The sequence below is a fragment of the Acidovorax sp. CF316 genome (genome assembly GCF_000276605.1).
Taxonomy (GTDB): Bacteria; Pseudomonadota; Gammaproteobacteria; order Burkholderiales; family Burkholderiaceae_C; genus Acidovorax.
Window position 1 is genome coordinate 72177 of sequence record NZ_AKJX01000162.1, and the last position, 20961, is coordinate 93137.

Annotated in this window: 25 protein-coding genes; 10 read left to right on the forward strand and 15 right to left on the reverse strand. The window is 69.4% G+C overall.

Annotated elements, in window-relative coordinates:
• Positions 1 to 12: 12 nt before the first annotated feature.
• From PMI14_RS20255 to PMI14_RS20275, 5 genes are all read right to left on the reverse strand, one after another.
• Positions 13 to 291, reverse strand: a complete 279-nt coding sequence (locus tag PMI14_RS20255; protein ID WP_146187891.1) for a hypothetical protein — start codon at positions 289 to 291, stop codon at positions 13 to 15.
• 19 nt (positions 292 to 310) lie between these two features.
• On the reverse strand, positions 311 to 994 hold the full coding sequence (locus tag PMI14_RS20260; RefSeq protein ID WP_007857215.1) for a hypothetical protein: 684 nt from the start codon (positions 992 to 994) through the stop codon (positions 311 to 313).
• Positions 991 to 2007, reverse strand: coding sequence for an MlaD family protein (locus PMI14_RS20265; protein WP_007857216.1), 1017 nt, complete (start codon positions 2005 to 2007; stop codon positions 991 to 993). The genes PMI14_RS20260 and PMI14_RS20265 overlap by 4 nt, the downstream gene beginning before the upstream one ends.
• 20 nt (positions 2008 to 2027) lie before the next feature.
• Entirely contained in the window at positions 2028 to 2828 is an 801-nt protein-coding gene (locus PMI14_RS20270; protein WP_035204758.1) for an ABC transporter permease, read from the reverse strand.
• Between the two features lie 158 nt (positions 2829 to 2986).
• Positions 2987 to 4159: a citrate synthase family protein gene (locus tag PMI14_RS20275; RefSeq protein ID WP_007857218.1), complete on the reverse strand. Its 1173-nt coding sequence runs from the start codon at positions 4157 to 4159 to the stop codon at positions 2987 to 2989.
• A gap of 120 nt (positions 4160 to 4279) precedes the next feature.
• Between PMI14_RS20275 and PMI14_RS20280 the strand changes: the two genes are divergently transcribed.
• The 4 genes from PMI14_RS20280 to PMI14_RS20295 all read left to right on the forward strand — a co-directional run bounded on the left by PMI14_RS20280 (position 4280) and on the right by PMI14_RS20295 (position 8026).
• On the forward strand, positions 4280 to 5236 hold the full coding sequence (locus PMI14_RS20280; RefSeq protein WP_007857219.1) for a 2-hydroxyacid dehydrogenase: 957 nt from the start codon (positions 4280 to 4282) through the stop codon (positions 5234 to 5236).
• 69 nt (positions 5237 to 5305) lie between these two features.
• Entirely contained in the window at positions 5306 to 6289 is a 984-nt protein-coding gene (locus PMI14_RS20285) for a tripartite tricarboxylate transporter substrate binding protein (RefSeq protein WP_007857220.1), read from the forward strand.
• Positions 6290 to 6295: 6 nt separating this feature from the next.
• A complete protein-coding gene (locus PMI14_RS20290; RefSeq protein WP_007857221.1) occupies positions 6296 to 7006 on the forward strand; it encodes a fumarylacetoacetate hydrolase family protein in 711 nt (236 codons plus the stop codon).
• Between the two features lie 27 nt (positions 7007 to 7033).
• Positions 7034 to 8026: a tripartite tricarboxylate transporter substrate binding protein gene (locus PMI14_RS20295; protein WP_007857222.1), complete on the forward strand. Its 993-nt coding sequence runs from the start codon at positions 7034 to 7036 to the stop codon at positions 8024 to 8026.
• A 6-nt stretch (positions 8027 to 8032) separates the two neighbouring features.
• Here PMI14_RS20295 and PMI14_RS20300 read toward each other — a convergent pair whose 3' ends face one another.
• Together PMI14_RS20300 and PMI14_RS20305 are read right to left on the reverse strand one after the other, a co-directional pair.
• Positions 8033 to 8647 carry a 2-hydroxychromene-2-carboxylate isomerase gene (locus PMI14_RS20300; RefSeq protein WP_007857223.1) on the reverse strand — a complete coding sequence of 205 codons (615 nt, stop codon included), beginning with the start codon at positions 8645 to 8647 and terminating at the stop codon, positions 8033 to 8035.
• Between the two features lie 39 nt (positions 8648 to 8686).
• Complete coding sequence (locus PMI14_RS20305; protein ID WP_007857224.1) at positions 8687 to 9421, reverse strand: SDR family oxidoreductase; 735 nt, start codon at positions 9419 to 9421, stop codon at positions 8687 to 8689.
• Between the two features lie 132 nt (positions 9422 to 9553).
• On the opposite strand from PMI14_RS20305, the gene PMI14_RS20310 reads away from it, so the two are divergent.
• Entirely contained in the window at positions 9554 to 10015 is a 462-nt protein-coding gene (locus tag PMI14_RS20310; protein ID WP_007857225.1) for a helix-turn-helix domain-containing protein, read from the forward strand.
• Between the two features lie 66 nt (positions 10016 to 10081).
• On the opposite strand, the gene PMI14_RS20315 is transcribed toward PMI14_RS20310, so the two are convergent.
• The 4 genes from PMI14_RS20315 to PMI14_RS20330 form a co-directional block, all read right to left on the reverse strand.
• Positions 10082 to 10789 (reverse strand): SDR family oxidoreductase, encoded by a 708-nt coding sequence (locus PMI14_RS20315; protein ID WP_007857226.1) that lies wholly within the window; start codon positions 10787 to 10789, stop codon positions 10082 to 10084.
• 29 nt (positions 10790 to 10818) lie between these two features.
• Positions 10819 to 11820: an NADP-dependent oxidoreductase gene (locus PMI14_RS20320; RefSeq protein ID WP_007857227.1), complete on the reverse strand. Its 1002-nt coding sequence runs from the start codon at positions 11818 to 11820 to the stop codon at positions 10819 to 10821.
• A gap of 84 nt (positions 11821 to 11904) precedes the next feature.
• On the reverse strand, positions 11905 to 12510 hold the full coding sequence (locus PMI14_RS20325) for a TetR/AcrR family transcriptional regulator (RefSeq protein WP_035204762.1): 606 nt from the start codon (positions 12508 to 12510) through the stop codon (positions 11905 to 11907).
• Positions 12511 to 12545: 35 nt separating this feature from the next.
• On the reverse strand, positions 12546 to 13007 hold the full coding sequence (locus PMI14_RS20330) for a MerR family transcriptional regulator (protein WP_007857229.1): 462 nt from the start codon (positions 13005 to 13007) through the stop codon (positions 12546 to 12548).
• 79 nt (positions 13008 to 13086) lie between these two features.
• On the opposite strand from PMI14_RS20330, the gene PMI14_RS20335 reads away from it, so the two are divergent.
• The 4 genes from PMI14_RS20335 (at position 13087) to PMI14_RS20350 (ending at position 16574) form a co-directional block, all read left to right on the forward strand.
• Entirely contained in the window at positions 13087 to 15246 is a 2160-nt protein-coding gene (locus PMI14_RS20335) for a cation-translocating P-type ATPase (protein ID WP_007857231.1), read from the forward strand.
• Positions 15243 to 15860 carry a hypothetical protein gene (locus PMI14_RS33650; protein ID WP_007857232.1) on the forward strand — a complete coding sequence of 206 codons (618 nt, stop codon included), beginning with the start codon at positions 15243 to 15245 and terminating at the stop codon, positions 15858 to 15860. The genes PMI14_RS20335 and PMI14_RS33650 overlap by 4 nt, the downstream gene beginning before the upstream one ends.
• Positions 15857 to 16276: a DUF3703 domain-containing protein gene (locus tag PMI14_RS20345; protein WP_007857233.1), complete on the forward strand. Its 420-nt coding sequence runs from the start codon at positions 15857 to 15859 to the stop codon at positions 16274 to 16276. Before PMI14_RS33650 ends, PMI14_RS20345 begins: the two co-directional genes overlap by 4 nt.
• Before the next feature lie 112 nt (positions 16277 to 16388).
• A complete protein-coding gene (locus tag PMI14_RS20350) occupies positions 16389 to 16574 on the forward strand; it encodes a CsbD family protein (RefSeq protein ID WP_007857234.1) in 186 nt (61 codons plus the stop codon).
• Positions 16575 to 16643: 69 nt separating this feature from the next.
• Here the strand turns inward: PMI14_RS20350 and PMI14_RS20355 are convergent, their stop codons facing one another.
• Entirely contained in the window at positions 16644 to 17543 is a 900-nt protein-coding gene (locus PMI14_RS20355) for a YihY/virulence factor BrkB family protein (RefSeq protein WP_035204765.1), read from the reverse strand.
• Between the two features lie 16 nt (positions 17544 to 17559).
• Complete coding sequence (locus tag PMI14_RS20360; RefSeq protein ID WP_007857236.1) at positions 17560 to 18096, reverse strand: pyridoxamine 5'-phosphate oxidase family protein; 537 nt, start codon at positions 18094 to 18096, stop codon at positions 17560 to 17562.
• 230 nt (positions 18097 to 18326) lie between these two features.
• Here PMI14_RS20360 and PMI14_RS20365 point away from each other — a divergent pair, with 230 nt between their 5' ends.
• Positions 18327 to 18908: a hypothetical protein gene (locus PMI14_RS20365; protein WP_007857238.1), complete on the forward strand. Its 582-nt coding sequence runs from the start codon at positions 18327 to 18329 to the stop codon at positions 18906 to 18908.
• 9 nt (positions 18909 to 18917) lie between these two features.
• Here the strand turns inward: PMI14_RS20365 and PMI14_RS20370 are convergent, their stop codons facing one another.
• On the reverse strand, positions 18918 to 19913 hold the full coding sequence (locus PMI14_RS20370; protein ID WP_007857239.1) for a Bug family tripartite tricarboxylate transporter substrate binding protein: 996 nt from the start codon (positions 19911 to 19913) through the stop codon (positions 18918 to 18920).
• A gap of 128 nt (positions 19914 to 20041) precedes the next feature.
• Entirely contained in the window at positions 20042 to 20824 is a 783-nt protein-coding gene (locus tag PMI14_RS20375; protein ID WP_035204766.1) for a class II aldolase/adducin family protein, read from the reverse strand.
• Positions 20825 to 20961: the final 137 nt, after the last annotated feature.

Consider the following 20961-nt stretch of genomic DNA (forward strand, 5'->3'; position numbering starts at 1 on the left):
TCCCTCCAAACCTCAATCCGGCGGCCTCCATACCGGGGCATTCCAGGACGCCCACCGTGGCCCCGTGCCCAAGGGCTGGCCCGACTGGCGCGATACCTCGCTCAGCGGGGTGCGTGGGGCAGTCATCAGCGACATGCCGCAGGGCTGGCAGCCGGGCATGGCGCAGGCTGCACCGCCATCGCCGCAGTCGGCAATACAGCAATGGTCGTAGGCTGAAACGCTGGCCGCCACCACCTGGTTCAGGAACACGCAGCCCAGCAGCAGCAAGCAGATGGCAAGAAATCTTCGCACGGCTGCAATGTACCCCAGCCTATTTGCTGTTGCCCCCGCCCTGCTCCACCACGGCCACGCGCCTGCGCAACCGGTCTGCCGCATCCTTGTCGCCCGCCGCCTCGGCGCGCTGCACCTGCAGCAGCAGCCAGGCCATGAGCGGGCGGCGCCAGCCCTGGGCGGATGCGGTGTCGGTGGCCGTGGCGATGGCGGCCGGGTCGGCCCGGCCGGACTGCAGCAGCACCCCGGCCGCCACCAGGCGCGAAAGCGGGTCTTCGATGCCGGCCAGCGCGGCACCGCCCGCGCCTGCGGTGGCCACGGCCCGCTGGGCCGGGGGCAGCAGCGCCACATCGGGCGCGGCCAGCGGCTTGCCGGCCAGGTGGTCGGCATAGGCACGCTCGGGCGGTGCGGCATCCTGGCGCAGCGCCTCGAAGGCGGTGCAGGGCTCCACCACCAGGCTGGCCACTTGGGCCGCGCAGCGCAGCAGTTCCAGCCGCGCCAGCAGGTCCGGGCGGCCAGTGCGGGCCACCTCGGCGCGGGCGCGCTCCCACTCGAGCTTTTCGACACGGGCATTGCCCGACAGGTAGGCGTCGAGCGCCTTCTGCGACGCACCCTGGGCGTTCATCTCCCATTCGGGCTCGGGCGGCTTGCTGGCGCAGCCAGCGAGCAGCATGCCGATGGCGAGCACGGCCCAGGTCACGGTCGTCGTTGTCATCGTCTTCATGGCAGCTTGATCTCCCGGTCGCGTGCAAACGGCCATTTGCGGTTGATCTCGGTGACCAGGCTGTCGATCTTGCGCAGGTTGCTCTCCACCTCGGCGCGCAGGGCGCCGAGGTCGTTCGTGGCCTCGCGGGCATTGGCGCCCACGGCCTGGGCCTCAACCAGCACGGCGTCCACCTTCTTGAGGCTGGCGCGGGTGTCGGCCAGCAGGTCGTTGACCTGGCCCACGGCGGCACGCAGTTCAGGCACCAGCGCATCCTTGCTGTTGCCGTCTGCACCGAAGACCTGGCGGTCGGCGCGCGCGGCCAGGGTATCGAGGCGCGCCAGCAGCGTGTTGGTGCGGTCCAGCGTGGTCACGAGCTTCTTGGCATCGGCCTCGCTGCCCATGAGTGCGCCCAGCACGCCGCCCGGGCCCTTGAGGCGCTCGGTGAGTTCCTGCACGTTGGACAGGGTGCTTGCCAGCGCCGCGTCCTGCGCGGTCAAGTTGTTCAGGTTGCCCAGCAACTCGCGCGCCGAGGCCATGAGCTGCGGGATCTCGGCCGTGGCATCGCCGCGCAGCACGGGGCGCACGGCGCCGTCGGGCAAGGGTGGATCGGTCAGGATGCCGCTGTAGGCGCGGATGTTGGTGCCGCCCACGATGCCGCGCACCAGCGTGAACACGCTGGACTGGCGCAGCCAGTGCGCGTCTTTGCTGGGCACCTCGACGGTGATGCGCGCGTTGCCCGCATCGGCCAGCTCGATGCGGCGCACGCGCCCGATGGGAAAGCCCGAGAACGTCATGTCCATGCCCACCACCACGCCTTCGGAATCATCGGCCGTGAGCACCAGGGTCTGCGTGGGCTCGAACACGCCGCGCGCATACATCAGGAACAGGCCCGAACCGATGATGAGCGACAGCGTGAACAGCAGCAGCGCCGCGGCCTTGATCTCCAGGTAGGCCACGGGGCGCAGCGTCTCCTGCGTGGAGCCTTCGGTGCCGGGCGGCGGCGGTGCAGGCGGTGGAGTGCGGTCGGTCATGGGGGTGTTGTTGTTATGGGTTAGTAGTAGTTGCCCATCAGCGAGGCCACCTCGATCAGCAGCAGCACGGCGAACATGCGCGCCAGGCCACCGAGCTCCGAATCGGGCTGGCCCCGGCCCTCTGCGTCGTACAGGCCGGCGGCCATGGGGATCAGCGCCACGGTGAGGCTGAAAAACAGCGTCTTGAGCGCGAACAAGGTGGTCACGCTGGGTGTGAACACGCGGCCGAACATGCGCGTGTAGCCACCTGCCTCGGCCAGGTTGAAGCCGTACACGCCCAGGTAGCCCATGACCAGCGCCACCACACAGCTGAGCGCGGCCAGCGTGATGCTGGCGAACACGCCGGCCACCACGCGCGGCAGCAGCTCCACGCGCACCGGGTCCGATCCCTGGCGACGCAGTTCGTCGAAGCGCCCCGACTGGCGCAGCAAGGCCAGTTGCGTGCCATTGGGGATGGTGGCGCGCATGGCCACGAAGAGCGCGGCGGTGAGCGGGATCAGCTCCAGCACCAGCACGCGGATCACCATCTCCATGGCGTAGCGCGACAGGCCGTAGCTGAGCGCCGTGACCACCACGATGCGCGTGAGCACCAGGCTGATGAGGGCCGCCAGCACCGTGAAGCCCAGCAGCACGGGTGCCGTGTCCAGGTACAGGTGGCGCGCCAGCGAGCGGCGCGTGGCACGCCCGTAGCTCGACGGCGACAGCACCAGCACCAGCACCACCGCCCCCAGGTACAGGATGCGCCACCACGCCACGGCCCAGCGGCGCACCGTGCTCCAGGCACGCTCGGGCAGGGACAGGCCGGGCAGGCGGTTGATCATGAATTGATCATAGCCGCCGGGCCACGGGTTCCCAAGCGGATGGCCCGTCGGGTCCATCGGGCATTTGCACCGGGGCTGGCTTGTGTGGCATGGCCGTGCAGCTACACATTGCATAGCAGACGATACATGCGCTCACACCCCAGCCACGACACTGCCTGCTACCCCGCCTGCTTGCGCGGGCCCTGCTGCTGCGCCGGCATGCGCCCCACGTAGCGCCCGCGTGGGCGGATCACCTGGGCCACGCCCGACTGCTCCAGGGCATGGGCCAGCAGGCCCACGCTGCGCGCGGTGGCGAACAGGGCGAAGGCCGCGTCCGCCGGCAGACGGTAGTGCGTGGCCAGGGCGGCCAGGGCCACGTCGATGGTGGGCTGCAGGCCGGTCTGCTCCTGCACCTTGGCGATGAAGCGCACGATGGCCTCGGGCGGCTCGAACAGCGCGAGCAAGGCCGCCGCGCGCGGGTCGCCATCGGGGTAGATGGGGTGACCAAAGCCGGCCAGCGGCAGGCCGTTGGCCAGGTAGTGGGCCAGCACCTTGTCCTCGCCCAGGCGCTCCACCTCGCTGAACAGCGCCTGCACGCGGCCCGAGGCATCGCCGTGCAGGGGCCCCGACAGCGTGCTGAGCCCCGCCAGCACGCAGGCGGGCAGCGAGGCCCCGGTGGAGGCCGCGATGCGCGCGGCAAAGGCCGAGCTCGTGAGCTCATGGTCGGCCAGCAGCACCAGCGCCGTGCGCAGCAGTTCGGCCACCGGGGCGCCCTGCTTCCAGCCCTTGGCAAAGCGCAGGTGCAGAGCCTGCTTGCCGGGCTGGGCACCGAAGGCATTGGCCAGCTGGCCCACCAGGGCCTGGCCCTCGGCATGCAGCACGCGCGTGAGCCGGCCGCTGGTGGAGTGCCCGCTGGCCGCCAGCCCGGCAAGGGCCACGAACGCGGGGCCCCGCCCTGGCGCCCCTGGGCCCGGCGGCGTGGCGCAGGCGAAGTCCACGGCCTGCTCCGCCCCCCACAGCAGCTGAGCCGCCTCTTCGAGCGTGGCGGTGCGCGCCAGGGCGATGGCGTCTTCGCCGCGGTAGTGCGGGCGCTCGCGGAAAAAGGCCGATAGCGCCGTCGGAATGCTGGGCTCAGCGCCGAACAGCGTGTTGGTGGCCAGCGTCTCGCGCTTGCTGCCGGCCTTCTTGCGCCGGGCCAGCCCGCTCAGGTCCTCGGCGCGGTACAGGCTCTTGCGCGTGTCGGTCGGGTCGGGCATGACCTCGAGCTTGCCCCGGCTCACGTAGGCATAGATGGTCTGCGGCTGCACGCCGAGGAGCTGGCAGGCCTCGGTCATCGAAATCCAGGAAGCCATGGCAGTGGTGGTGGTGGTCGTTGAATATATACATTGATTTTACACGTCAAGATTGACCAATTCATCAACACAAAACTACGATGCCCTCCAACGCAATGCATAGCCCACCGCACCACCGCCATGACGAAACCCCAGGTCCTGCAGCTCAACCCCATCCTGATCCCCTCGGTCAACGACCAGCTCGCCGCGCTCTACACCGTGCACCGGTACTTCGAGATGGCCGACGGCCCGGCCTGGCTGGCCGCGCATGGCGCCGCCATTGATGCCGTGGTCACCGGTGGGCACACCGGCATTGCACGCGCCATGCTGGAGCAGTTGCCCGCCCTGAAGGTCGTGGCCGTCAACGGCGTGGGAACCGATGCCGTGGACCTGGCCTACTGCCGCGCCCGCACCCTGCCCGTCACCGCCACGCTGGGCGCGCTGACCGAGGACGTGGCCGACCTGGCCATCGGCCTCCTGATCGCGGCCTGCCGCAACATCTGCACCGGTGACCGCTTCGTGCGCGAGGGACAGTGGGAGCAGTTCCCGCAACCCGGCGCCATTCCCCTGGCGCGGCGCTTTAGCGGCATGCGCCTGGGCATCGTCGGCATGGGCCGCGTGGGCCGCGCCGTGGCCACGCGCGCCGCCGCGTTCGGCTGCCCCATCGCCTACACCGATTTGCGCGCAATGGACGACGTGGCGCACCGCTTCGTGCCCACCCTGCTCGACCTGGCGCGCGGCTCGGACGCGCTGGTGCTGTGCGCCGCGGCCGACAGCGCCGAGGGCATCGTGAACGCGGCCGTGCTCGATGCCCTCGGCCCGCGCGGCTACCTGGTCAATGTGGCGCGCGGCCGCCTGGTCAACGAGGCCGACCTGGCCGCTGCCATCGGCGCGGGCCAGATCGCGGGCGCGGGGCTGGACGTGTTCGTGGACGAACCGCGCGTGCCCCTGGCGCTGCGCCAGAGCGAGCGCACCGTGCTGCAGGCCCACCGCGCCAGCGCCACCTGGGAGACGCGCGCGGCCATGGGCCAGATGGTGCTGGACAGCCTTGCCCAGGCGCTGGCCGGCGAACGCCCCGCGATGAGCCTCACGACATGAGCTAGCTGATGGCAGCGGCCCTGCCGCACTTCCTTCGATTTCAAAGAACCACAACGGAGACAAGACACCATGACGTCCACACGACGCGCCGCATTCGGCCTGGCCATCGCCCTCGGTGCCACGGCCCTCGCCGCACCCGCGGCCTTTGCCCAGGCCTTCCCCAACCGCCCGGTGACCCTGGTCGTACCCTTCCCACCCGGGGGCGGCACCGACACTGGGGGCCGCGTGATCGCCGAGCAACTCGCCCGGCGCTGGGGCCAGCCCGTGGTGGTGGAGAACAAGGGCGGCGCGGCCGGTCAGATCGGGGCCGACTACGTGGCCAAGTCCAAGGCCGATGGCTACACCCTGCTCTTGGGCAACATCGGCACGCAGGCCATCAACCCCGCGCTGTACGCCAAACTGCCCTACGACGCGGACAAGGCCTTTGCCCCGGTGTCGCTGGTCGCCGAGCTGCCGCTGGCGATGATGGTCAACCCCTCGGTTGCAGCGAAGACGCCTGCCGAGTTCATCGCCCTGGCCAAGGCGCAGCCGGGCAAGCTCAGCTACAGCAGCTCGGGCGCAGGCGGTGCGCCGCACCTGGCGGCCGAGATGTTCAAGGACCAGACGGGCAGCTTCATCCTGCATGTGCCCTATCGCGGCGGTGGCCCGGCCATTGCCGACCTGCTGGCAGGGCATGTGCAGCTCTCGTTCATGACGGCGCTGGAGGCCTCGGGCCACATCAAGGCTGGCAAGCTGCGCGCCCTGGCGGTCACCGGCGACAAGCGCCTGCCCGCGCTGCCCGAGGTGCCCACGCTGGGCGAAGGCGCGCTGCCGGGCTTCAACGCGATCTCCTGGATCGGCCTGCTGGCCCCCGCAGGCACACCGCCCGAGGTGGTGGACAGGATCTCGGCCGATGTGCGTGCCGTGCTCGCGGACGAAGCCGTGAAGGCCCGCTTTGCCGGCCTGGGCGGCGTGCCGCGCGCCACCTCGCCGGCAGAGTTCGGCAAGCTGATCGCCACCGACCGGGCACGCTACGCGCAGATCATCCGCAGCCGCAAGATCACCGTGGAGTGAGCTGGCGTGGTGGACTTCACTTTTCCCCCGCCGACCACGGTCACCCTGCGCGTGGCGGGCAGCAGCGCACGCTTTCCCGTGGGCCGGGTGTTCTGCATCGGCCGCAATTACCGCTGGGCACCCGACGAGGCAGCCCCCACGCAGATGCCCGCCTGGTTCATGAAGCCCGCCAGCGCCGTGGTGCCGGCCCGGGGCATGCTGCCCTACCCGCCCGCAACCCGCGACCTCTGCCACGAGGTGGAGCTCGTGGTGGCCATCGGCCGCGGCGGGCGCGACATCGATCCGGGTCAGGTCGAGGCACGGCATGTCTGGGGCTATGCCGCCGGGCTGGACATGACACGGCGCGACCTGCAGCAGCAGGCCAAGCGCGACGGCGGCCCATGGGAGCCCGCCAAGGCCTTCGACCATGGCGCGCCTTGCACGCCCATCGTGCCGGCCAGCGTGTGCGGCCACCCGCGCCAGGGCGCCATCTGGCTTAGCGTGAACGGCGTGGAGCGCCAGCGCGCAGACCTGTCGGGCCTGCTCTGGCCGGTGGCGGACCTGGTGGCCATGCTGTCGCGCTCCGTCACGCTGGAGCCTGGCGACCTGGTCTACACAGGTACACCGGCCGGCGTGGGCCCGCTGCAACCGGGCGACCGGGTCAGCGCAGGCGTGGCCGGCATCGGCGAGCTGGCCCTGGTCGTGGGCGACGCCCCCGTGCCCGCATCCGGCCATTGATTCATACAACGACACCAGGAGACAAGCATGCAGACCCCTTCTTTCAGGTTCAAGCGCCCCCTCGGAGCCCTAGCCGCCGCAGCCATGCTGGCCGTGGCGCCCTTGCTGGCATCGGCCCAGGCAGCCTGGCCCGCGCGGCCCATCAAGATCATCGTGCCGGCCCCGCCGGGCGGCGCCATCGACACCATTGCCCGCGTGGTGGGCGACAAGCTCGCGGCAGCGCTGGGCCAGGCGGTGGTGGTGGACAACCGGCCCGGCGCCTCGAACAACCTGGGCACCGACGTGCTGGCCAAGGCGCCACCCGACGGTTACACCATCGGCATCGTGGGCGGCAGCCACAACATCAACAAGTATCTGTTCAAGAACCTGGGCTGGGACCCGGAAAAGAGCTTCGAGCCCATCGTCTACACGCACGAGGTGCCGCTGGTGTTCGCCATGTACCCGCAGATCCCCGCCAAGACGCTGCCCGAGTTCATCGCCTGGATGAAGGCCAACCCCGAGCAGGCCAAGATCGCCACCTCGGGCCGCGGCAGCGCGCAGGAGATGGCGGCCGAGATGTTCCGCATGGCCAGCGGCACGCAGATGCTGCTGGTGCCCTACAAGGGCTCGTCGGCCGCCCACCCCGACCTGCTGGCCGGGCGCACCGCGCTGTACATCGACACCATCAGCGCCATCCAGGCCCAGGTCAAGGGCGGCAATGTGCGCGCCATCGCGGTCTCCACGCGCAAGCGCACCGCCGCCCTGCCCGATGTGCCCACGGCCGAGGAACAGGGTCTCAAGGGCTACGACGCCAACACCAACGGCGGCTTCCTGGCCCCCGCCGGCACGCCCAAGGCCATCGTCGCCCGGCTCAACACCGAGATCAACGCGGCCCTGAAGCTGCCCGACGTGCGCGCCAAGCTCGAGGCCGCCGGCATCGAGATCCAGGGCGGCACGCCGCAGGAGTATGCGGCGCTGATCAGGTCGGACCTGGCCAAGTGGGGCAAGGTGGTCAAGGAGGCGGGCATTCAGCCCGAATAAACGGCCCTAGCCCCGCGCCCGCACGATCTCTTCCTCCACCTCGCGCAACCTGTCCTTGCCGAAGAACATCTCGTCCCCCACGAAGAAGATGGGCGAACCGAAGGCACCGCGGGCAAAGGCATCCTGGGTGCTCTGCAGCAGGGCATTCTTCACCTCGAGCTCCTGGCTGGCGGCCAGCAGCGCCGCGGGGTCGAGTCCGGCCTGGTGCAGCTCGGCAGCGATCACCTGCGGGTCGTCCATCTTCTTGCCGCGCTCCCACATGCTGGCGTAGACGGCGTCGACATACGGCTCGAAACAGCCCAGCCTGCGGGCCGCGACCGCGCCGCGCATGAGCGCCAGGGTGTTCACCGGAAAGTGCGGGTTGTGCGTGAACTTCGACAGCCCATGCCTTTGCACGAAGCGGTCCATCTCCCGTTGCTCATAAGCCCGCTTGGTCGGGATGCCGGCGTTGCTCTCAGCCGGCGAGCGGTTGTTGGCCAGCTTGAACAGGCCGCCCAGCAGGACGGGCACATACTCGAATGTCGCGCCCGTGCGGGCCTCGATCGCGGGCAGCACCTTGTGGCTGAGGTAGGCGTTCGGGCTGCCGAAGTCGAACAGGAATTGCACTGTCACGTCGTTCATGGTTTTTGTCTCCTTGGTGGTTGTTGTGGTCGGGCGCAGTCACCAGGTCTCCATCCATGGGCGAATCTCCGTCTCGTGGGTCCAGGCATCGCGGGGCTGGTTGTGCAGTTGCCAGTACACCTCGGCAATGCTCTCGGGGCTGACGATGCCGCCCTGCTCCTTGGTGGCGTAGCGCTCGGGGAAGTTGCTGCGGATGAACTCGGTATCGATCGCGCCGTCGATCACCGGGTGGGCGACATGGATGCCCTGGGGCCACAGCTCCCGGGCCATGCTCTGGGCCAGTGCGCGCAGCGCATGCTTTGCGCCCGCAAACGCCGCAAAACCCTCGCGGCCGCGCAGGCTGGCCGTGGCCCCCGTGAAGAGAATGGTGCCCCGCCCGCGCGGCAGCATCACCTTGGCCGCCTCGCGCCCCATCAGGAAGCCGGCGAAGCAGGCCATCTCCCATACCTTGAAGTACACGCGCGAGGTCGTCTCGGTGATGCCGAAGCGCACATTGGCCCCGATGTTGAACACCGCGACTTCGATGGGGGCGATCTCCGCCTCGATCCTGGCGATGAGCGCCACCATCTCCTCCTCCTTGCGCGCATCGGAGCCAAAGCCATGCGCCTCGCCCCCTGCGGCGCGGATCTGGTCGACCAGGGGCTGCAGCTTGTCCGCGCTGCGCCGGGTCACGCAGGCGATGTAGCCCTCTCGCGCGAACCGCTGGGCAATGGCGCCGCCCGTGGCGTCGCCTGCGCCGATGACCAAAATTGCCTTCTTCTTGCTGTCTGCCATGGGGTCTCCTGGGGTTGCAAAGGGATGGGAACCGGCACTGCGCCCGTGTCCATCGAGTTCATCGAGTTCATTTTTTGAACTGACTGCACGATAAGTTTGAAAATTGAACTCGTCAAGGGTAAAGTTGCGGACATGAAGTGGAACGACCTGGAACAGGAACATTGCTCGATTGCCCGCACCGTCTCGGTGATCGGCGACCGCTGGACGATGCTGGTGCTGCGCGACAGCTTTCTCGGCGTGCGCCGGTTCGACGAGTTCCAGCAGCGCTTGGGCATCTCCCGCCCCATGCTGGCAGACCGGCTGGCCAAGCTCGTGGAGGCCGGCGTGCTGCGCAAGGCCGCCTACCAGGAGGCGCCTGTCCGCCATGAGTACCGCCTGACCCCCAAGGGCTTGGACCTGCACCCCGTCATCATGGCCATCGTGCACTGGGGCGACGTGCACATGGCCGGCAAGGCCGGCCGCCCCCTGCTGCACCGGCACACCGGCTGCGGCCACCTGTTCAACCCGGTCACCACCTGCTCGGAATGCCACGCGGAGTTGCGCGCCAGGGATGTATCCGTTGAGAGAGGGCCTGGGGCGTTTCCGATGGTTTGAGGGATGGCACCGGGCCCGCTGGCCGGCACCATGGGTCCCCCTAAGGATGAGGGCCTGGCTCCAGGCTCAGGCAGCCTGCGGCAGGTAGCTTGGCCGGGGCGCCGTCAGCCCGATCTTGACGTGCTGGGTGAGCTCATCGGCCAGCACTTCATCCAGACCCGATTCCAGCCCGTTCAGCGCCCGCTTGACGATCTGCTCGGGACTGGTCTTGGGCACGTCGAACCCGCGTGTGAGGTCGGTGTCGACATAGGCCATGTGCAGTCCCAGCACCTGCGTCTTCTGCGCTGCGAGCTCGTTGCGCAGGGCATTGGTCAGCGACCAGGCAGCCGACTTGCTGGCCGAGTAGGCGGCCAGCTCGCCGCCATTCACCCAGGAGGCCACCGATAGCACATTGAGCAAGGCGCCGCCGCCGTTGGCCGCAAGAACGGGGGCGAAGGCCTGGCTCACGCGCAGCACGCCGAAGACATTGGTCTCGAAGATGCGCCGCATGACCTCCTCGCTGTCGGGCGCCAGAAAGCCGCCGGGCTGGGCGATGCCGGCATTGTTGATGACCAGGGTGACGTCCTGCGCCAGCGCCGCGGCCGCAGCCACGTCGCCGGGGTTGTTGACGTCCAGCCGCAGGGCCTGCACCCCGGCCTGGGGGGTGATGCTGGCGGGATCGCGCGCGCCAGCGTAGACCTTGCGCGCACCGCGGGCGAGCAACTCGCGGGCAAAGGCCAGGCCGATGCCGCGATTGGCACCGGTGACAAGAACAACAGCGTTTTCAATCTTCATGGTAACTCCAGGGGTGGATGCAAAAGGGCTCACTTGAGCTGGATGACGACCTTGCCTTTGGCACGGCCGGATTCGACATACGCCAGGGCCTCGTTGGTGGCCTCGAAGGGAAACACCTTGTCGACCACCGGGCGGATGGTTCCGGCGTCCATGAGGCGGGTGATTTCACGCAGTTGACTGCCCTCGGCCCGCATGAAAAGGAAGGAATAGCCAATGCCCAGGCCTTGTGCCCGCCGCCGCACGCCCGCGCTGAGCAGGCGCAGCAGCAGCCGCACGATGCCGGGCGCCCTGCTGGCCTGGGCGAATGCCGGGTCCGGCGGGCCCGAGATGGAAATGAGCTTGCCACCCGGCTTGAGCACGCGCAGGGATTTTTCGAGCGCCTTGCCATCCTGGCTGTGCAGGACCAGGTCGTAGCCGCGCAGCAGGGCCTCGAAGTCCTGCGTGCGGTAGTCGATGGCGAGGTCGGCTCCCAGCTTGTGCATGGCCTGGGCACTGACCGCGCCTGCGGTGGTCGCGACACTGGCACCCAGGTGTTTGGCCAGCTGGATGGCAAAGCTGCCCACCCCGCCGGAGCCGGCCTGGATGAAGACCTTCTGCCCCCGCCGGAGCCCACCCTGCTCCACCAGGGCCTGCCAGGCGGTGAGTCCCACCAGGGGGATGGAGGCCGCCTCGACCATGGAAAGTCCACGGGGCTTGGGCGCCAGCGAGGACTCCCTGACCGGCACGAACTCGGCAAAGGTGCCGATGCGGAAATCGTCCGCCCGGGCATAGACCTCGTCGCCGATCTTGAACTGGCGCACCTGGGGGCCGACCTGCACCACCACCCCGGCCACGTCGTGGCCCAGGACGAGGGGCAAGCGGTAGGGCAGGATGGGCTTGAACTCTCCGTTGCGGATCTTGGCATCCAGCAGATTCACGCCCGCCGCATGCACCTCCACCAGCACCTCGTCATCGCGCAGTTCGGGCCGGGGCAGGTCGGCCAGGCGCAATGCGCGCTGTTTGCCGTAGCGCTCAAGAATGAAGGCTTTCATGGGGTCTCCTTGCGGGCTGGAAAATTTCGAATGACGATCATCATATTAAAAGGCAAAAAAAAGCGCACGGCCTGCACGGGCGGTTCAGGGTGCGGAAGGCGCCAGGTGCTTGAGCGCCGCTTCGCGCAGGCCGTCCGACAGCGCAGGCTCATCCACCGCACGCGCCAGCAGCAAGGCCCCCACCATGGTGGCCACGGTGGCCAGCGCGCGCTCGTGGGCGCCGGGTTGCCCCCAGTCCGGGGACTGGCGGGCGATCAGATCGACCATTTCCTTGATGTGCCGGGTAGCGACACGCCGCACCTCGGGGGCCTGGCGCATGGTTTCGGAGCCCAGCGCGGCCAGGGGGCACCCCAACTCCACCTGTTCCACATGCCCCCGGGAGAGGTAGCTGCCCAGCATGGACGAAAGGGCCGTGCCCGGCGGCACGCTGGCCACCACCTCGGCAGCAGCGGCTGCGGACTCCGCGCAGGCCTTCGCCGCCGCTTCGGCCAGCATGGCCTCACGCGAATCGAAATGGGCGTAGAAGGCGCCATGCGTGAGGCCCGCCTCCTTCATTATGTCCGCGACCCCGGTCCCGTCGTAGCCACTGCGGCGAATGGCGCGGGCCGCTACGGACACGATGCGCTCGTGCGTGGCCTCCTTGGCAGCGCTTCTGGCAGTGGTCTTGCTATTTCGCATGATGCATATCATACAACTTTAGGATGCAGGGCGCAAGGCAGCCCTGCTCACACATGCCGCTTGGCCGGCGCCGGCCCCGGCGGCGCCACGGGCTCGGCATCGGCACGCTCGTGCAGCGCCTCGATCACATGGCAGTGCCCGTCGGTTCCATCGCAGCGCCGGCGCAGGGCGATCAGGTCGCGCTCCAGGGTCTTCAACTCCTGCAGGCGGATGCGCACGTGGCTCAGGTGCTCGTCCAGCGTGTCGCAGGCAGTGTGGTCAGCGGCGGCGCTGTCCCGGTCCAGCGCCAGCAGCGTGCGCACCTCGTCGAGCGACATGTCCATGGCGCGGCACAGGCGGATGAAGCGCAGTTGGTGGATGTCGGCATCGCTGTACAGGCGGTAGCTGCTTTCGCTGCGCGGGCCGGCGGCGAGCAGGGCTTCCTTTTCGTAATAGCGGATGTTGGCGGCAGAGACGCCCGAGCGCTGGGCGGCCTCGCCGATGCGTAACCTTGCTGCATCTGTTGGCATGTGCTTGACCTTCAAGTGACTTCAAGGATTCCAATCATGGCATGGCGGATCGCAACCCGCCCCTGCACAGGAAAAAACCATGACAACGGAATCGTCGAGCCGACACACCGCACCGCAAAGCCCGCCACAGCAGCCACCCGCCCCCGTGGCGGTGGCCCTGCCCACGCCCAGGGCATCGGGCGCACGCCGTGCGCCGCAGATCAACGTCTCCTGCTGCGCCCCGGGCAGCAGTTGCGCGGCCGATGCCGCCCCTGCCAAGCCTGCGGCCGCCCCGCATGGACACGACCACGCAAAGGCGCACGACCACCAAGGCCACGACCACGCTGGCCACGACCACAGCACCCTGCCCGGCTGGGGCCGCATCGGCGCGGCGCTGGTGGCGGCCACCGGGGCCGAGCTGGTGCACCTGCTGGGCCCGGACACGCCCGTCTGGCACGGCGCCAGCATGGTGCTGGCGGCGGTGGCCATCCTGCTGGCGGGCCTGGGTATCTACAAGGCCGGCCTCCAATCGCTGCTGCGCGGCCAGTTGGGCATCAATGCGCTGATGGCGGTGGCCGTCACGGGCGCCTTCGCCATCGGCCAGTGGCCCGAGGCCGCCATGGTGATGGCCTTGTACGCCCTGGCCGAGCGCATCGAGGAAGGGGCCGTGGGCCGCGCGCGCAACGCCATCGGGTCGCTGCTGGCGCTAAGCCCGGAGCAGGCCGAGGTGCAGCAGGCCGATGGCCAATGGCGCGGCGTGCCCGCGGCCGAGGTGGCACTGGGTGCCACGCTGCGCGTGCGCCCCGGTGGCCGCGTGCCGCTGGACGGCACGGTGACCACCGGGCGCGGCGCGGTGGACGAGTCCAGCGTCACCGGCGAAAGCCTGGCCGTGGACAAGGTGCCCGGCGACAAGCTCTACGCCGGCACGCTGAATGCCCAGGCCGAGCTGCTGATGCAGGTGACCTCCGCCGCCGGCAACACCACGCTGGACCGCATCATCCGCGCGGTGGAAGAGGCCCAGGCCAGCCGCGCGCCCACGCAGCGCTTCGTGGACCGCTTCGCCGCCATCTACACCCCCGCCGTCTTCGTGCTGGCCGTGGTGGTGGCCGTGGGCGCGCCATTGCTGCTGGGCTGGGGCTGGCTTGATGCCATCTACCGCGCACTGGTGCTGCTGGTCATCGCCTGCCCCTGCGCGCTGGTGATCTCCACGCCCGTCACCGTGGTCAGCGGCCTGGCCGCGGCGGCGCGGCGCGGCATCCTGGTCAAGGGCGGGGCCTGGCTGGAGCAGGCGCGCGGCATCCGCGCCGTGGCCTTCGACAAGACCGGCACCATCACCGCCGGCAAACCCGTGCTGGTGGGCCAGGCGCAGTTTGGCGACGATGCCGCCACCGACGTGGCGCGCGCGCTGGCGGGCCGCTCGGACCACCCGGTATCGAAAGCCATCGCGGCCGGGCTGGGGGACACCGCAGGCGCCGACCTGCCTGCGGTGGAGGACTTCACCGCCCTGGCCGGGCGCGGCGTGCAAGGCCGCATTGCCGGCAGCACCTGGCAGCTGGGCAACCGCCGCCTGATGCAGGAGCGCCAGCTGTGGACCGATGTCGTCGAGGCCGCCGCCGCAGAGCACGAGGCCCTGGGCCGCAGCGTAACCCTGCTGGCCGACGCCGATGCCGTGCGCGCCCTATTCGCCGTGGCCGACACCCTGCGCCCGCAGGCCGCGCAGGCCGTGGCCGACCTCAAGGCCCTGGGCGTGGTGCCCGTGATGCTGACCGGCGACCATGCCGCCGCCGCCCAGGCGGCCGCCAGGGAAGCCGGCATTGCCGAAGTACAGGCCAGCCTGCTGCCCGAGCACAAGCTCGCCGCCATCGCAGCCCTGCAGCACAAGCACGGCATGACGGCCATGGCGGGCGACGGCATCAACGACGCCCCCGCGCTGGCCAAGGCCGACATCGGCTTTGCCATGGGTGCGGCCGGCACCGACGTGGCCATGGAGACGGCCGACGTGGTGATCATGAACGACGACCTGCGCCGCGTGGCCGAGACGGTGCGCCTGTCGCGCCGCACACACCGGGTGCTGGTGCAGAACATCACGCTGGCGCTGGGCATCAAGGCCGTGTTCTTCGGGCTGGCGCTGGCCGGCCAGGCCACCATGTGGATGGCGGTGTTCGCCGACATGGGCGCCAGCCTGCTGGTGGTGGCCAACGGCCTGCGCATGCTGCGGCCCGAAGGCAGCACCGCCACTGCGGAGAAGACAACCGCATGACCGACCGCCACCCCACCGACCCGCAGGCCGCCGTGGCCGCCGCCCTCGGCACCGCCGAGACGGGCCCGCCCGCCTCCACCCTGCAGCGCCCGCCCGGCAGCCTGCGCGTGTGCCTCACCACCACCCTGCCCGCCCCGGCCGAGTGGGTGGCTGCGCAGCTGCAGACCACAGCGCTGTTTCGCCATATCACCGCGCCGCTGCTGCGTTTCGGCACCGTGCAAGGCCCCTGGCCCGCGCACTGGCCGCTCGGCGACACGGAGCTGCGCTTCGCGCTCTTCGGCCTCGTGCCCATGGGCCGGCAGACCGCGCGCATCAGCGTGCACGCCTGCGACGGCATCCCCGGCGCCTGGCCGCTGCTGCGCGACAACGGCACAGGCCAGCTCATGCGAGCGTGGGACCACCGCATCACCGTGCAAAGCCTGCCCGGCACACCTGGCAAGCCCGAGCGCACCTGCTACACCGACGAGGTGTTCGTGCGTGCGCGCCATTTGCCGTGGCTGATGACACCGCTCAGCGCCGCATTTGCCTGGGTGTTCTACCTCCACCGGCAGCGGCGCTGGCGGCAGCTCGCGCGCGGCCATGCCCACGCGCAAGGCCGCGGGGCAGCCGCATGAGCGGCCCGCCACCGCTGGCGCCCGTACCTGTACCCGCACCCGCGTTGCAGCGTCCGGCATTCGAGCATCTCCTGGCCCGCTTCGAGGCCAGCGCGGGCGAGCCGCCGGCCGCACGCTGGCAGTGGCTGGAGGCGGCCCACGTGCTGGGCCAGACCCGGCTGGGCCTGCACTGGCGCTCGCACACCGCCATGCTGCGCTACGCCCTGCAGCTGCGCGACGGGCGCGAGGTGCTTGGCCAGGTGCTGCGCCTGGCGCTGGTGCCATTGGGCCACCTGCTGCAGCGCCTGCCCACCGGCAACATCGGGCGCGCGCATGTGCCAGCACTGCGGCCCATGGTGCCGGCGGCGCACATCACGGCGCGCATCCATGCGGCGCTGCGGGCCGCGGACATCGGCGCCACTGTCCGCCCAGGGTGAAGGGACCCAGACCTGCCCGACGCGCGGATGGGCAGCTCTCCGACAGCCAGGCGCCTGCGGCAGGTCCATCCTTGGGGTACCGCACGTTCCGCGGTGCCAACGAAAGTGAACCATGAACAAAGACCAAGTAGCAGGACGCGCCACCGACATCAAGGGCCAGGTGAAGGAAGCCGCAGGCAAGCTCGTCGACAGCCCCAAGCTCCAGGGCGAAGGCCTGGCCGACCAGGCCGTGGGCAAGACCCAGGCGCAGGTGGGCGATGCCAAAGAGGCTGTGAAGAAAGCCATCGACAAGATCTGATCCTGCAGATCTGACGCGGAACAAGCGGCCTGAGGGCCGCTTTTTCCTGCCCCAGGCCGCACCGAACCGTCAGGCGGGATCTTCAGCCCCCACCGGGCCCCGCTTCTTCTCGCGCAGCACCGCATTGACTTCCGCGCCAAAGATCAGCGTGGTCGCGCTGATGTAGAGAAACACCAGGGTGGCCACGACGCCCGCAAAGCTGCCATAGATCAGCGCCAGCTTGCCGGCCGTGCGCAGCGAGTACGACAGCGTGGCGGCCGCGACCACCCACAGGGCCGCCCCGACGAAGGCGCCGGGCAGCACCGTGCCCAGGCGCTGGCGTATGTCGGGCAGCCAGCCGTAGAGCAGTGCGTACAGCAGGCTCAGCGTGATGTAGGCCGCGCCGTAGCGCACGCTGTCGTACAGCCAGACCACCTCGTCGGCACCGTCGACGCTGGACACCACGAACTGCCAGACGCGCGGCATGATGATCACCGAGCTGAAGGTGGCCAGCACGCCAGCGCCCACGATGACGGTGAACAGCGTGGCCTTGATGCGCGCCTTCCAGAACGGCAGGCCGCGCGTGATGCCGTAGGAGCGGTTCAGTGCCGAGCGCACGGCCTGCATGCCGGACGAGCCGGTCCACAGCGTCACGATCAGGCCAACTGTGAGCAGGGCCTCGTTGCGCTGCGCGAGCACTTGGCGGATGACGGGCTGCATGGCATCGCGCACCACCGGCGGTGCGTAGCCCACCACCCGCTCGGCCAGCGCCGCGGCCTCGCCGGGTTGGCCGAAGAAACCGGCAGCGGCGGACAGCAGGATCAACAGCGGAAACATGGCCAGCAGCGACGAGAACGCCAGGCTGCCCGCCTGGTTGGCGCTCTGGTGCAGCACGTAGTTGCGCACCGCCAGGACCAGCACGCCCAGCACCGGCATGCGGATGGATGCCCGGCCCAGTCGCCGCAGGCCCTGCATGGCCACGGTCAGCACGAAGCGACCGGGCGCGTCATGGGCGAAGCTGCCCTTCGACAGAGTCGTCCAGCGTCTTGCCGATGGCCGCGCCGATCACCATCTTGGTGGCCGCCACCAGGCCGCCATGCTTGTTGTCCCAGTAGTAGCCGGAAGCCGGCACAACCTCGATCACTGTGATGCGCGGATCGTCCTTGCCCTCGGTGAACCAGGTCTTCATGACCGGGTTCCACAGCCCGTCGATCAGCGCCTTGTCGCGGTGGATGGTGGCGGTGCCTTCCAGCACCAGAAAGCCCGAGTGCTTGGCCCCCTGCAGAAAGATGCGCACATGGGGGTCGGCCTCGATCTCGCGGTTCTTGTGGCTGTCGGATGCGCTCAGGAACCACAGGTGGCCTGCCCCATCCGCCTTCTCGATGCTCATGGGCCGCGTTCCCTTGGTGTCGCCGCCGGGCGCGTTGGTGCAGAAGAAGCAGGCCCCGGCATCCTCGGCCATCTCCTGGATGCGCCGGGCTGCCTCGCCGCCCGCCAGGTGCTGGTGCGTGTCTTCGGGCTGGTTCTGGTTGATCGAGTCCACGGCGTTCTCCAGGCAGGGATGGGGATTCCGGAATTGGGCCTGACCGCACACGACCGTTGTGTAGGAGCCGATCCGTTGCCCGCGCCATCCAACACGACATGGGCCCATCGGGCGCCCCTGCCGCTGCGCACCCTTGTAGGCCGACAGCGCGTCTACGGGCGCTTGCACCCACCTCGGCAGGCGATCTGGTTAGAGTGGAAAAAAACACCGTTTGAAAGAGAGGCAAGAAAATGAAAGCCCTTTGTTTTGCCGTTGCCTGCCTTGGCTTCGCCGGGTGCAGTGGCACCGGTCCCGCACCCACCCAGCGCACGGCGGCCGAAGATCCTACGGCCATCTGCCTTGCGGCACTGGACAGCCACGCCAGCCTGGCCACGCTCAAGCCCCGGGTCGGCAGCATCGCGCAGCCCGAGGCGGCACCCCTGGCGCTGCGCTCGAGCACCGAGGTCGCGACGGTGGGCGAAAAGCCGGCCATCCAGTCGTGGGCAGGCCTGCGCAAGGACTGCGTGAACGCGGGTGCGGAGTTCCGCCTGAAGAACGCGCCGCCCGCCTATGCCGACATCGTGGAAGAGGAGAACTCGCGCTTCACCGTGCTGCTGTCGCGCCTGTACACCGGCCAGGTCGGGTACGGCGAATTCCTCAACGAGCGCATCGCCCTCGACGCCGAGATGAAGAGCCGGCGCAACAACGCACGCCAGCAGCACCAGCGCGCCAACGCGCCCATCCGGGAAGAAGAAGCCCTGCGCCGGCGAAGTGAGCTGAGCAATGCGCTGGCCGCGCTGCAACTGCCCCCTCCCCCGCCCGGCAAGAACTAGGACTCAGTCCTAGGATTCGGCCGTGAAGCCGATGGCCTTGACGATAGGCCCCCAGCGTTCCCCGTCGGCCTTGAGCAGCGCCGCCAGCTCAGCCGGGCTCGACGAGCGCGCCTCCAGCCCCATCCCGGCCAGCCCGGCGATCACATCCTTGTCGGCCAGCGCGGTGCGGATGGCGGCATTGGCCTTGGCCACCAGCTCGGCCGGCGCCTTGCCCGGCAGGAAGAAGCCGAACCATTCGTTGTAGGCCATGTCCTTGTAGCCCTGCTCGATCAGCGTGCTGACACCCGGCATGAACTTGTTGCGCGTGGCGCCCGAGGTGGCCAGCACGCGGATCTTGCCGCCCTGAAGGTGCGGCAAAAACTCCCCTACCGGCGCCGAGACGGCCGCGATCTGCCCGCCCAGCAGGTCCAGGATCGCCGGCTGCGAGCCGCGAAAGCCCACGTGGCGCATGTCCACCTTGCCGGCGCGGCTGATGAGCTCGCCCACGAAGTGCGGCACCGAGCCCGGTGCGGGCGAGCCGAAGTTGGCGCCCGTGGGGTTGGCCTTGCACCATTCGAGGAACTCGGGCACGGTCTTCACCGAGGCCGGCACCTGCGGGCCCACGGCAAAGCCCATGTCGAACACCACGCCCAGCGAGACCGGGGTCACGTCGGCCACCGGGTCGTAGGGCAGCTTCTTGTAGGTGTGGGGGTAGATGCCCAGCATGGACATGGGCGTGGCCAGCAGCGTGGCGCCGTCAGCCGGGGCCGCCTTGAGCGTGGTGATGGCAATCTGCCCGCCCGCGCCGGTCTTGTTCTCCACCACGGCCGACTTGGCGTAGCCACCCGTGATCTGGGTCGCCACGCGGCGCGCCAGGGTGTCCACGGTGCCGCCAGCGGCAAAGCCGGCCAGGATCTTCACGGTGTCGATGGCCTGGGCCTGGGCCATGAAGGGCAGCGTGCCGGCGGCGCCGGCCAGGGCCAGCTGAAGGATGTCGCGGCGGGAGGTTGCGGGGGAAAGGCTCATGGTTTGTCTCCTGTGCTTGTTGTGCAATCAGTGCGTGCGAAGCGGTGGCGGCAATCCCCTGCCCGGTGGATGCCACGGCCCGGCGATGGTACGTGAAAATCGGGCCCGTCCGCCCTAGAAAATACCCGTCAGTGGACCAGGTCGCCAAGCCCCAGGCCCGCCCGGCGCACCGCGGCCCAGAACAGCTTGACATGCAGATCGTTGTCCGGGTCGGTCAGCCCCACGTCGCGCGACGACACCGCGAGCGCCTGGGCCGGGATGGGGGTGTTGGCGCCGGCCATGGAATCGGCCAGCACCTGCACCTCGCAGGCACGCTGCAGCACGTAGTTGAAGTAGAAGGCCTCGGGCAGGCTGCGGCCCGTGACCAGCAGGCCGTGGTTGCGCAGGATCAGGCAGTTGCTGGCACCCAGGCTGTGCACCAGGCGGTCCTGTTCGCCCGGGTGCACGGTGATGCCCTCGAAGGCGTGGTAGGCCACGTTGCCGCTCAGAAAGGCCGAATAGAAATTGTTGAACTTCAGGCCCTCGGCCTTGCACGACACGGCCACGCCCGCCGTGTGGTGGGTGTGCATGATGCAGTGCGCGTCCTCGCGCGCCGCATGGATGGCGCTGTGGATCACGAAGCCGGCGCGGTTGACCGGGTAGTCCGCAGCCCCCACCGGCTGGCCCTGCAGGTCGATCTTCAGCAGGTTGTTCGCCGTCACCTCGCCGTAGTGCAGCCCGAAGGGGTTGATCAGGAAGTGCGCCTCCCGCCCCGGCACGCGCACCGTGATGTGGTTGAAGATCTCCTCGCTCCAGCCCCGGGCGTGGAACACGCGGTAGCAGGCCGCCAGTTGCACGCGCAACTGCCACTCCACCGCATCCATGCCCTCGGGGCGGGTTGCCGCCAACTCTCGTTCATCGAACATCGTCATCTCCTTTCGGCCGGGAACGTTCTCAGACGCTCTCCAGCATGATTGTCTTGCGGGCACCCGCCGCAATGCGCTTTTGCCACTCCGCAGGCCCGGTGATGTGGGCGCTGGTGCCCCCCGCATCCACCGCCACCGTCACC